The following is an 11,985-nucleotide window of genomic DNA, read 5'->3' as shown; positions in this document are numbered from 1 at the left end:
TAAATTTTGACAAAAAATTTATCAAAAATGGTTGAAAATTTTTCTTTTTTGAACAATAATATATCAATTCTAATGAATAGTTTTGTCTCTGTTATCCGGAAAACAAATGTGTAAAAAATTTATTAAAAACTAAAAAACGATTTATTATCGTAAAAAAAACAATTTGAATTATGAAAAAAATGTTTAAATTTGGAGTGTTATTGATTTTACTTATTAATGGTTTTGCATCGGGACAAAATTATATGAATCCAAATGCCGAAGATTTATTAGCAATCACAAATTCTCAATCGACTAATAATAAAATCAGATTAAAGATCTGTACAACCATTTCTTGTTGTGGGGTTGGGAGTATTGGAGTGGAAATTTGGTCAGATACAGAATGTCATTACATCGTAACGAATAAAAATAGTAACAGCAGTATTGCTGTAATGAGCTTGGGGGATAGTTTTGCTGAAAATGCCGCTAATAAAAATTTGAAAACTATTAAAATTGAAAATGATCAAATTTTGTATGATCCGAACAAAACATTAGGTGATGATCAGGCTTACGCAATGAAGGCAGGGGAATATAAAATTATAGATGGACAAATTGCTTTTGAACCAAGCGTCATAAGTGCCAGGTCAGTTTGTTGGGTTGAAACACATCAGGGTCACATTTTTGGACATGAATATAGCTATTCATATGCTTTTTGTGTAAAAGTTCCGTTCACTAAAAATGCGACTACGAATGTTGGCGGAATCTTAACAATTGATCTGTCTCAAAACAGTGAGTTAATTGCCTTATCACAGAAAAATGAAGGACTATTATCTTTCGATGAAGATATGATACTAAACAATAATATTGCTGAAACTAAAAAAGCTGGAGAAAAAATAATAATCAAAGCTGGGAAATATAAAGTAAATGAAGATGGGCTTATTGTTATCAGGAATTTCTCTACAATAAAAAACTAAGTTAAAATGAAAAAGAAACTGTTAACAATTTTTGGGATTTTACTGGTCACTTTATTTATAATATATAATGTTGGTATAGATATAGGAAGTCTACATCTTGGAAAACGAACTGATGATATTGAAGTCAATAATCAATATGACATAAGATCTAGCGATTTTTATAAACAGTTTCTTTCTACGGATCAATTAGTTGTTGTTAATTTATGGGCGACGTGGTGCCAACCTTGTGTAGAAGAAATGCCAATGTTTTTAGAACTTCAGAAAGAATTCCCGGATGTGAGGTTTGCAACGCTTTCTATAGATAAGGACAGCGGGAAACTAAAGGATTTTCTTATGAAAAATAAATCGCTCCCGGATGTTACCCTCCAGAATGCAGCTTACAGAAAGGCTATCCGTAATTTCCTGGAAAATAGAAGCGAGAAGAGTCTTATTTATACGGAAATTGTCCCGATCACTTATTTTATTAAAAGTGGTAAAGTTGTAAAAAAGATCGAAGGTTCTATGGACAAAAAGAAAATCACTTCAATTATCGGCTCATTAAAATAATTAATAAAACCAATGACAAAAAACAATTATCTACTGATTGCTTTTTTGTTGCTCATTCCTCTTTTTTTTAAATCCCAAAATACAGGTCTTGACAAAGGCATTGCTATTGGAAATATATTGATACAAGGTTTTTCTGCAATCAAAGGAAATGGAAAATCCGTTGATCCCAATGCAAAAACAGTAGATAGTTTTTGTTTCAAAAACAAAATGGATGAAAAAATTGCAGTAAACTTAGTTGGAAAAATAGAAGATGAGGAAATTAAAAAAGCATTAGTGATCCCGAAAGAATCTAAAGAATGTATATATGACTTTCCAAAAGGTATTTACACTTATGAAATACTTTTGAATAAAGAAATTTATCAGAAAGGAGAATATAAAGTTTCGGAAGAAACGATCATGACAATTAATAAATGAAAAATCCCCGAGCGAGAGCTTGGGGATTTTTTGCTACTAATATTAAAATTGCTTCACTTCGTTCGCAATGACAGTATTTTCATTCGTTAGAAAACAAGAGAATAAATTATCTTTGCAATCCTAAACAACAAAAAATGTTTTCAAAAATTACAGTTCACAGAGTCGGGAATAAGATCAATGGAGAATCCCTAACGCTTTCCCAGGAAGAGCTTCAGTTGGAAGAGGAGATGAAGGAATTGCTCGGGAATTACTTTATGAGCGCTTTCAAATCCGAAGAACAGTTCCAGTTTTATAGCGATTCTTATCTGGTGAATAACCCGGTTTACAGTTCTGTGTCTGAGATTTTTGAAGATAAAGCCAAGTTCCAGTGGGAATCTGAGAATATTGCCAAACACCTTTACGAAGCGGCAGAAAATCCACGGGTTCAGGCTGGCGAGTTGTTCGTTGTTTATTTTGAAGGCGAGGTTTTTGAATCGGCTGATGGCAAGAGTGAAAAAACAGATTCTATCGGGATCTTCAAAACCGAAAAGAGAGAAGGTTTCCTAAAAATCAATCCTCAGGATGAGTCTTTTGAAATTGAAAGAGATTTTGGGATCAGTTTGTCCAAGATTGATAAAGCGGCTTTGATCTATAACAGTGAAAAAGAGAGTGGCTATATCTTGTCGGTTGTCGATAACAACAAAAACGGTGACATGTATTATTGGTTCGAGGATTTCCTGAAAGTAAAACAACGCGATGATGAATATTTCCACACCCAGGAAACTCTGTCTGTTTACAAGGATTTTATCACGCAGCAATTACCGCAGGAATTTGAAGTTTCCAAAGCTGACCAAGCTGATTTCCTGAATAAGTCCATTAATTTCTTCAAAGAAAAAGAAGAGTTCAAGTATGATGATTTTGTAAAAGAAGTTTTGGAGGACGAGAACGTGATCGAAAGTTTTTCCAACTTCAAATCGGATTACGAACAGGATATGCAGATCTCGATTTCGGAAGATTTTCCAATTAATAACCAGGCGGTTAAAAAACAGCAGCGTCATTTTAAATCGATTATCAAACTCGATAAGAATTTCCACATCTACATCCACGGTGACAGAAAAATGATAGAGACCGGACAGGACGAAAAAGGAAAATATTACCGTTTGTACTTTGAAGAAGAAAAGTAAAAATGTAAAATAATTCTCTCGCAGATTGGGCAGATTTTGCAGATAATAAAAAATCCACTCTATTTTCTTGATCTGCGAGCAATTTAAAGCCAATAATCTTTTTAGAATTTAACATAATCTCTGTTTTTCACAAAAAATTTCTACATTTGCATTGATGTTAATTAGAAAAAACAAGGTTGTTAGGAATTTTATCTCGGTATTTTTTGCCGTGATGTATCTTTTTGTGGCGTTGTTTTCTTCACAATTACATAGCCACGCAGGCGAATCTTACTTCAAGGATTCGGGTTTCAAAAAAACGGAAAAGAGCATTTCCAAAGAAGTTTCCAAGAGCCAATCCGGTGACTGTTTGGCTTGTCATTTTCTGGCGACAGGTAATTCCCTGGTTCCGGAAGAATTCGCTTTTCATTTTGAAAACCACACCAACGAAACAAAGCAAACTTTTTCTGTACAGGAAAAAATATGGTCTCAGACCAAATTCACTTTTCAGCTTCGTGGCCCTCCGTCCATTTCATAATTGATCTAAATCTAGGGTAAAAGCATAGGAAAATTCAAGCTTCATCAAGTATCAATACTTTGTACTTTGAACCTTAAAAATCTTTGCGATTAAATTTATCCCCGGAATAGATTAAAAAATCCTTTGTCGACTATTTTAATTTTTATTAATGAAAAAATAAGCCTTTGGGGTTTGTTTCGGCTATTAATTACAATTAATTACAATTTGTACATTTTTATTTGTGCGAATCCGTCGATGATTACAACGAATTTCAAGATTCTTTTAAATATGCTTTTTGAGAAAAAAAGTATGCAATCTTTTATTTTACAATGAAATTGATATATAGTTTATTGCTGGTCTTTTGTGGATTGGTAATTACAAATGCACAGAAAACATATACTGTTCAAGGAACTGTTCAGGATTTTCACGACAAAACGATGCTGGAAAATGCTGTGGTAAAAATCGGTGAATTCTCAACCAGAACAGATAAAACGGGAAAGTTTTCTTTTAAACAAATTCCTGCAGGTCAATATAAACTCATTGCAAAACATCCTGATTGTAATGATTATACTGAAAATGTAGGAGTTACGCAGGATGTTCATTTGACCATTAATTTGGAGCATCATATTGGCGAAATAGAAACGGTTACGATTCACGTGGACCATAAGACCAAAGGTTCTGTGATTATGAGAACGCTGGATAAAACGGAGATCGAAAGAAATTCCACAGAAAATCTGGGCAACTTACTTTCGAAAATTGCAGGCGTTACAGCGTTGAAAACAGGAAACAATATTACAAAACCTGTCATCCGAGGATTGTACGGAAGCCGAATTTCTATCGTGAACAATGGTGTGAAAATGGCGGAACAAGAATGGGGAGTAGAACACGCACCTAATATCGATGTCAATGATTTTGAACACATTGATGTGGTGAAAGGTGCATCTGCTTTGAAGTACGGGAATGAAGGCGTCGGCGGCGTTGTCATTTTAGAACCGTCAAACCTTCCAAAGAAAGATACTGTAATGGGAAGTGTAAGACTTTCGGGGATCTCTAATGGTAGAGGCGGAGAAATTGGGGCTAATGTTCTCAAAGCCTGGGAAAACCAATGGTTTGTAAAAGCGGGTGGAAGTTACCGAAAAACGGGTGACGAATATGTTCCGCACCATACGTTACAAAATACCGGAATGGAGTTTAACTCCTTTAATTTCTCTTTCGGGAAACGTGGTTTTTTGCAAGGTTTTGACGTTTCGTATAGCGGAACCAATCAGGAATTCGGGATTTACAAAGGTGCACATTTGTCAAGTCCCGAAGATTTTTACAATGCCGTTAACTTTGGGCAGCCTTACTTTTTGGACAACTTCAGCTATGATATTGACCATCCGAAGCAACAAGTAGAACATCATATTGCAAAACTGTCGGCTTACAAGCGTTTTGCTGATTTTGGGAAGTTGACTTTCCAATATAGTTTTCAGCTTAACAGAAGAAAGGAATATGATATCCGAAGAGGCGAGCTGAATGAATTGCCTTCTATGGATCTGAGGCTCATTACACATTCGGCGAGTTTGATTCATTTGCTTGAACGTTCCAATTGGAGTCTGGAAAGCGGGATTTCTGCGGGTTACCAGGATAATTATCCAAATCCTGCGACCAAAGCAAGACGCTTGATTCCGGATTATTACAGGTATGATGCAGGGGCTTTTTCTGTTTTCAAGTATAGATTCAGTTCCAAACTCAATGCAGAGGCTGCTGTGAGATATGATTTCAGCAGATACGATTCATATAAATATTATGATTCGGATAAATGGGAAGCAAACTATGCGGCGATCTTCCCACAGTTTTTTGTACAGGAATCCGGCAGCAGAACTTTGACGAGACCTATTTTGGATTATCATAATCTATCTGCTAATCTTGGATTGGACTATAAACCGACTCAGGATTACGAGTTTAGGCTCAATTTATCAAGAACCGAAAGAACGCCGAATCCTGCGGAACTTTTCTCGGATGGATTGCATCATTCTGCAGCCATTATGGAAGAGGGAAATCTAAACATCAAGAAAGAAACGATCTATAATATTAATCTGTCATTGGCAGGTCATTTTGATTTGTTGAGAGGGTTACATTTGGAAATCAATCCTTACTTGATGTATTCTGACAGTTTTGTGAATCAAGTTCCGAGCAGTATCCTGAATACCAATAGAGGTGTTTTCCCGGTTTGGACCTATCAGCAGGTCAAAGCCAGAATGATGGGAGTGGACGCCGATGCAGAATTGTCTATCTTGTCTAATCTGAAATGGAGATCGGGTTTCAGTATTTTGAGAGGTGACGATCTTTCGAATAATGAGCCATTGATTCTAATGATGCCGGCTAAATTGAGAAACTCAATCGAATTGATGCTTAATAAGCCAAAGAATTTCTACGTCACTTTGGAGAACGAAAATACATTTAAACAAAATCGTTTTCCGATAAGAAATCTTCCGGTAACTTTTATTAAAGATGGCGTAGAATATAATGAGACAGTTGATTTCAGTTCTACGCCGGCCGCTTATGCTTTATTTAATGCTTCCATCGGAGCAGACCTGTTCAAAAATCTGAATTTTAATTTCAGAATCAATAACCTATTTAACACAGAGTATCGTGAATATCTTAACAGGCTGAGATATTATATGTACGAACCGGGAAGGAACTTCGTGGTTACTCTGAAATACAATTTTTAATTATTAAAAACTTAAAATTTAAATCAAAATGAAAAAATTTATCAATATTACATTAGTTCTTTTAGTTTCACTTTTCATCTTCTCTTGCCGAAATGATGATGACGCAGTTCCAGAGGATGTCCATGAGCACGACGAGATCGGGAAAGTTGTTTTAACATTGACGAATAAGGCTGACGCAAGTGACGTTCAAACCGTTAATGTAATTAGCGGACAGGCAGACGGGCATTTGCATTTGCATACCGGAGATACTTATACGGCGGTATTGGATTTCCAGATCAAACACGATGACCATTATCATTCTTCTGATGAGATCGAGGAAGAAAAAGACCATCACTTCATTACATTCGGTCCAGCGAATGCTGACATTATTGTGATAAGAGCTGCAAACGATATTGTAAGAACAGACGGACAAAGATTAGGATTGAGAACAGAATGGACAGTTAATTCTACACAAGAAACCGGAAAAATGAATATCAAATTAATTCACGGCCCTGCAAGTGTTAATCAAAACTATCCTTCCGCCACCAATCAATTAGGTCAGACCACAGGAGGAGAAACCGATGTTGATATTACAGTGGATGTTCATTAACTGATATTTTAAATTATAAATAAAGATGTTCTTTTTGAGGGCGTCTTTATTTTTTATATTGGAAGTGTGGAGTGGGTTTTATGTTGAAAAAATATTTAAATATTACTATTAATTAACATATGATAAAAATATTATTCATAGTAAATTCCTAATTTTGTTGTTGATTTGTTGGAAATTAACACATTCTGACAAATATTTTTGATTTATCAAACACACATAAAATGAGATGATTAAAATTTATTTTAAGAATGACGGATATTTGTTATTCCTTCTATTTTTGTCAATAAACTATTATTCCCAATGTACAAGTTGTACGGTTACAAATCCTACAAGCAGTAACTATACATTCTCTTCTGGTAGTGTTGTTTGCTTTACGACAAACACAACCTTGAGCGATGTGACTTTTGAGAATAATTCCAAGATTTGCATTGCGCCCGGAGTTACTTTGGTCATACAGAATAATGTTAATTCTGCCAACGGAAGCAATGTTACTTTTGAAATCGCAGGAACATTACAATTCAATCAAAATCCGAATATCAATTCTAATCTTACCATCAATATTGCAAGTGGCGGGACAATGAGGTCCGGAAGTTCAGGGAATAATAATTTCACTTTCAGCGGAACTGCAAATACATTGACCAATCGAGGGGGCGTGGATGTTGGCGTTCTAGGATTTGGAAATAACGATGCTACTAACGTTATAGATAATTACGGGACATATTCTATTACAAGTAATATCAATATATCAGGAACAACCATATTTAGAAATTTTGGGACTATCAACGTCGGGCAGAATTTCAGCAGCAGTAATGCAACCACTTATATCAATTGTGGAACGATGAATACAGCTCAGGGATACAATCTGAGCAGTGGAAGGGTTATCAATACAGGTGTCTTCAATGTTGGAACGGGGACAGTGGATATGGGTTCGAACAGTCGTTTGGAGAACTACGGTACATTTTATTCCAAAGGAGCTATAAACGGTTCAAGCACATCTTCCATATATAATGAAGGACTTTTGAAAATAACGACTTGGCAGCCTAATGGTGCGAGCATCAAAGGACCAGCCTCATCTTCAAAGAAAGGGTTTGTATATGTCATCAATCCGATCAATCCCAACGGAGCCAAAGTTGGACCTAACCTGGATTTTACAAGATATTCACAGTACGAGGCCACAATGATAAAATCAGGAACTCAAGGCTCAACAGCTATTTTTGCCAACGCACCCAATTATATAAATACTTCTGGAGCTACCACGACGGCTGCTTCGGCAAATGTGACATTCGATTGTTCGGCGGGTGGAACTTGCGGGGCTTCTTTGACTACCAATATTGGATTGTGCCCGAATATGGATGGTAGCTTTCCGCCAATCGCAAATAGTGATAATTTTGCCATCAATGCAGGTGCTTCCTCTGTAACATCTGTTCTGGTCAATGATCTTGAACAGTATAACGGAGTTGTGGCGACAACTTCTAATGTGATCCTCACGCAGGTTTCTACATCCAATCCCAATGTTACGCTTAATACATCTACAGGTTTGGTACAAGTTGGTTCAAATGTCTTGACGGGAAATTATACTATAACTTATCAGATATGTAGAGTTAGCCTACCTAGTAGCTGTAGCACAGCAACTGTTATGATAAATGTAGCGGGGGGAGACCCAGTTTGTTATAAACCGGCAATCAATTCTGGAACAACCTTACCTTCTCCAAGTGGGATCACATCTTTGACAAGAGCTAGCCCAGGAGATACAAACTGGCCGGAAACAAGGAAAGGGGCCTGGCTCGTTTTGGAATCCAAGACCAAAGGTTTTGTTGTTAATAGATTAACGACAACCCAAGTGGAACAAATTCCAGCTGATGATCTGAAAGAAGGAATGATGGTTTACAACACGACATTGAATTGTTTACAGATCAATACGGACGGAACAGCCTCTGGCTGGAAATGTTTCAATACACAAGCCTGTCCTGATTAATAAAAAATAAACACACAAACAAATGAAAAGATCCTTATTGTCAATTTTTATTCTTATTTATTATTTCGGTTTTTCCCAAGTTGCAATTGGAAAGACAGTATTAGAATCTGCATCTTCCTCTATTGAATTTGGCTCAGAGAACAGAGGTCTGGTCCTTCCCTGGGTGACGAGCGAAAGTGCCGTTTCCGGAGTTGTAAATGGAACCTTGATTTTTGATGTTAGTGACAAAAAAGTAAAGGCCTACGTAAATAATGCATGGAAAGACCTTACCATAGCCACCAATGGTTCTGCTGATACGAGTTTGCAAGATGGTTTGACAGAGCAGACAGATGCGAAAGTGTCATTCGGAACAGTAACTTCCACGCCGGGGATCTTGGTTTTGGAAGATACAAATAGAGCTATGATCCTGCCAAAGGTGGCCAATCCACACCTTAATATTGTTTCTCCGACACCGGGAATGATAGTTTATGACACGACAAAAAAGATGCTGGCTGTTTTCAATGGGACGGTTTGGACTTTTTGGAAAGCTTCTTAAGAACATCATTTATAAAAAATTATGATTTTTTATAAATATCAAGATCGTATTTAATTTTGAAGTTCCTCAGAATTTGCATACTTTTGCAACCTAAAAATTTCAATTAATGAACGTTACAGCTAAAAACCACGATGAGGTAAGTGCACTACTTACGGTAACATTGGAGAAGGCAGATTATAAGGAAAAAGTAGAAAAGCAATTGATCAACTATGCGAAAAATGCGCAGATTCCCGGATTCAGAAAAGGGAAAGTGCCATTGAGTATGGTAAGAAAACAATATGAGGCTGGAATCGCTTTCGAAGAAATCAACAAACAGGTTTCTGAGGCTCTAAACGGTTATGTAAACGAAAACAAACTGAGATTGGTTGGACAACCGGTTCCTCAGCCAGTCAACGACTTCAATCACAATGCAGAATCTCTATCCGTAGCTTTCGAAGTTGGATACGAGCCAGAATTCACTGTGGATTTGACTAAATACGAAGCACCTCACTACAAAGTAGAAGCTTCTGACAAAGAAATCTCTACAAGTGTAGAAAATATGCAAAAACGTTTTGCGGAAAGATTGCCAGAAGAAAAAATAGGTAAAGATTCTTATGTCGCTTTAGAAATTGCTCAAGTTGTAGAAGCTGATGCAGAAGGGGAGCACCACCACGCTCCAAAAAATGTAACGATTTCTAAAGAACAGAAAGAAGCTTACGATCTGGTGAAAAAATTGAAAAAGGACGATTCTGTAAAAGTTTCTAAAGAAGATCTAGTTTCTAAGGAAGAATTGGCAAAACAATTAGGATTCAGCAAAGAAGAAGCAGAACACCTTCACCACAACGAGGTTGAAGTAACTGTAAAAGATATCTACGGATTGAACCTTGCGGAACTTAACCAAGAGTTGTTCGACAAAGTTTATGGTAAGGATGTTATTACAACTGAAGAGGAATTGAGAGCGAGAGTGAAAACGGAATTAGATGAGTATTTCCAACAAAATGCTGATGTTCATTTCGTAAACAAAATCCTAGAGCAAGTTAACGAGAAAGAAGAAATCAAATTACCGGAAGAATTCCTGATCAAATGGTTATTGTTCTCTAATCAAAATATCACTTCTGAAGCACAGGCTAAAGAGATCCTTGAAAACGAAAAGAACATTATCAAAGGTCAAATCCTTGAAGGAAAATTGATGAACGATAATGAGATCCAATTGGATTATTCAGAAGTTCTGGGACAAGCTGAGCAATTGGTAAGAAATCAGTTAGCGATCTACGGAATCCACCACTTAGGTGATGATGAGGTTCAGAAATATGCTGCGGAAATGTTGAAAGACGAAAACCAGGTAAGACAAATATCTTCTGAAGTTGCTATGGCGAAATTGAAAGACGTTATCTTGGAGAAATCTAAGAAAAACGAAACTTCAATCTCTCACGATGAGTTTCTTGAAGTATTGAAGAAATAATTTTCCTCAAAATATATTGAAAAACGCTCCAGATTCTGGAGCGTTTTTTATTTGATTAACGTATGTTTCAGATTGTCAGTCTGAGGTTCTCGAAGACTCATAAAATTAAAAATTCAAGAACAACCTTGGATTGACCGGCTGATTGTTTTTATGAACCTCATAATGAAGATGAGGTCCTGTCGATCGACCCGTATTTCCCGATTTGGCTATGGTTTGTCCCACTTTCACTCGGTCATTGGCTTCGACCAGGATTTCTGAAAGGTGTCCGTATAAAGTCGCCAATCCGTTACCGTGCTCGATGATCACACAATTTCCATAACCACCTTTTACACCAGCGAAAATCACTTTTCCCGATGCTGAACATTTCACCGGGCTTCCATAAGCGACTCCAACATCCAAACCTTTGTGGAATTGCATTTGGTCTTTCTCAGCAGGTGCATTGCTGGATGCATTTTTATCTTCTTTTACAATCGCTTGCCTTTTTATAACATTACCAAGACTGTCTTTTTCTTCGGCAATATTGGAACTATTTGCAACTTCTGTAGACTTTTTGGGAATTGGATTTTTTCGGATTCCAAAGTTAGACGAGATATAACCATCAGTCGGAATTCCCAAGGGAACCTGCTGTAATTTTTGTTCCAGGTCGATAAGATATTGGCTGTATCTGTTGCTGACTTTTGCCAGGTAAACTTCATTTTCCAGACTATCTTTTGCCAATCTTTCGATCCTAAGGTCAGATACGTTCTTCGATTTTAAAAAACCATCGATGCTTCTAATACTTTGGTCAACCAGTGCAAGGTCGGTTTTCAGCTGCAGATGGTCGATGCTGTCCTTTTCGTTGTTGATTTTTACAAGATTGACCTGATAGACCTTGTCATCTATCCCGTTGTAAAATTTTGCGATGACCAATCCTTCGATAAAGCAAATGATCAGCAATAATATGAGAACAATGTTCTTTTTCTTTTTCGATCTTAAAAATTGAACCATTAATAGGGTTTTTAAATGGATTGCAAAAGTAAGAAATTTTTATTTTTTCTAATGTTAATAGGTGTTCGGAATATAATTTGATTAAAGAAAGTTAATTATTCTTAATTTATTGTTAAAGAAAATTTAGATGGATGTAAATTCATAATTTACATTAGATTTGTAACAATGAAAAAGACGA

The 11,985-nt window shown here is 36.4% G+C and carries 11 protein-coding genes; 10 read left to right on the top strand and 1 reads right to left on the bottom strand.

Going from position 1 to position 11,985, the window contains the following annotated elements; genetic code table 11:
* Positions 1-170 precede the first annotated feature (170 nt).
* From BLT30_RS17490 to BLT30_RS17445, 10 genes are all read left to right on the top strand, one after another.
* A complete protein-coding gene (locus BLT30_RS17490) occupies positions 171-950 on the top strand; it encodes a hypothetical protein (RefSeq protein WP_089875025.1) in 780 nt (259 codons plus the stop codon).
* A gap of 6 nt (positions 951-956) precedes the next feature.
* The gene (locus BLT30_RS17485) at positions 957-1,496 is read left to right on the top strand and encodes a TlpA family protein disulfide reductase (protein ID WP_089875022.1); all 540 of its coding nucleotides are present in this window, start codon (positions 957-959) and stop codon (positions 1,494-1,496) included.
* Between the two features lie 12 nt (positions 1,497-1,508).
* Positions 1,509-1,910, top strand: coding sequence for a hypothetical protein (locus BLT30_RS17480; protein ID WP_089875020.1), 402 nt, complete (start codon positions 1,509-1,511; stop codon positions 1,908-1,910).
* Positions 1,911-2,044: 134 nt separating this feature from the next.
* Positions 2,045-3,073, top strand: coding sequence for a nucleoid-associated protein (locus BLT30_RS17475; RefSeq protein ID WP_027383720.1), 1,029 nt, complete (start codon positions 2,045-2,047; stop codon positions 3,071-3,073).
* A 154-nt stretch (positions 3,074-3,227) separates the two neighbouring features.
* Entirely contained in the window at positions 3,228-3,587 is a 360-nt protein-coding gene (locus BLT30_RS17470) for a hypothetical protein (protein WP_089875018.1), read from the top strand.
* Between the two features lie 308 nt (positions 3,588-3,895).
* The gene (locus BLT30_RS17465) at positions 3,896-6,280 is read left to right on the top strand and encodes a TonB-dependent receptor (RefSeq protein WP_089875016.1); all 2,385 of its coding nucleotides are present in this window, start codon (positions 3,896-3,898) and stop codon (positions 6,278-6,280) included.
* A gap of 28 nt (positions 6,281-6,308) precedes the next feature.
* Positions 6,309-6,869: a hypothetical protein gene (locus BLT30_RS17460; RefSeq protein WP_089875015.1), complete on the top strand. Its 561-nt coding sequence runs from the start codon at positions 6,309-6,311 to the stop codon at positions 6,867-6,869.
* A gap of 226 nt (positions 6,870-7,095) precedes the next feature.
* On the top strand, positions 7,096-8,844 hold the full coding sequence (locus BLT30_RS17455) for a hypothetical protein (RefSeq protein ID WP_139166704.1): 1,749 nt from the start codon (positions 7,096-7,098) through the stop codon (positions 8,842-8,844).
* A 22-nt stretch (positions 8,845-8,866) separates the two neighbouring features.
* Positions 8,867-9,379, top strand: coding sequence for a hypothetical protein (locus tag BLT30_RS17450; protein ID WP_089875011.1), 513 nt, complete (start codon positions 8,867-8,869; stop codon positions 9,377-9,379).
* 106 nt (positions 9,380-9,485) lie between these two features.
* Positions 9,486-10,820, top strand: coding sequence for a trigger factor (locus tag BLT30_RS17445; RefSeq protein WP_089875008.1), 1,335 nt, complete (start codon positions 9,486-9,488; stop codon positions 10,818-10,820).
* Positions 10,821-10,925: 105 nt separating this feature from the next.
* Here the strand turns inward: BLT30_RS17445 and BLT30_RS17440 are convergent, their stop codons facing one another.
* Positions 10,926-11,807, bottom strand: coding sequence for a M23 family metallopeptidase (locus BLT30_RS17440; RefSeq protein WP_089875006.1), 882 nt, complete (start codon positions 11,805-11,807; stop codon positions 10,926-10,928).
* Positions 11,808-11,985 lie beyond the last annotated feature (178 nt).

It is taken from the genome of Epilithonimonas hungarica, assembly GCF_900102265.1.
GTDB classification, from domain to species: domain Bacteria; phylum Bacteroidota; class Bacteroidia; order Flavobacteriales; family Weeksellaceae; genus Epilithonimonas; species Epilithonimonas hungarica.
This window is presented reverse-complemented; position numbering and strand designations above follow the sequence as displayed.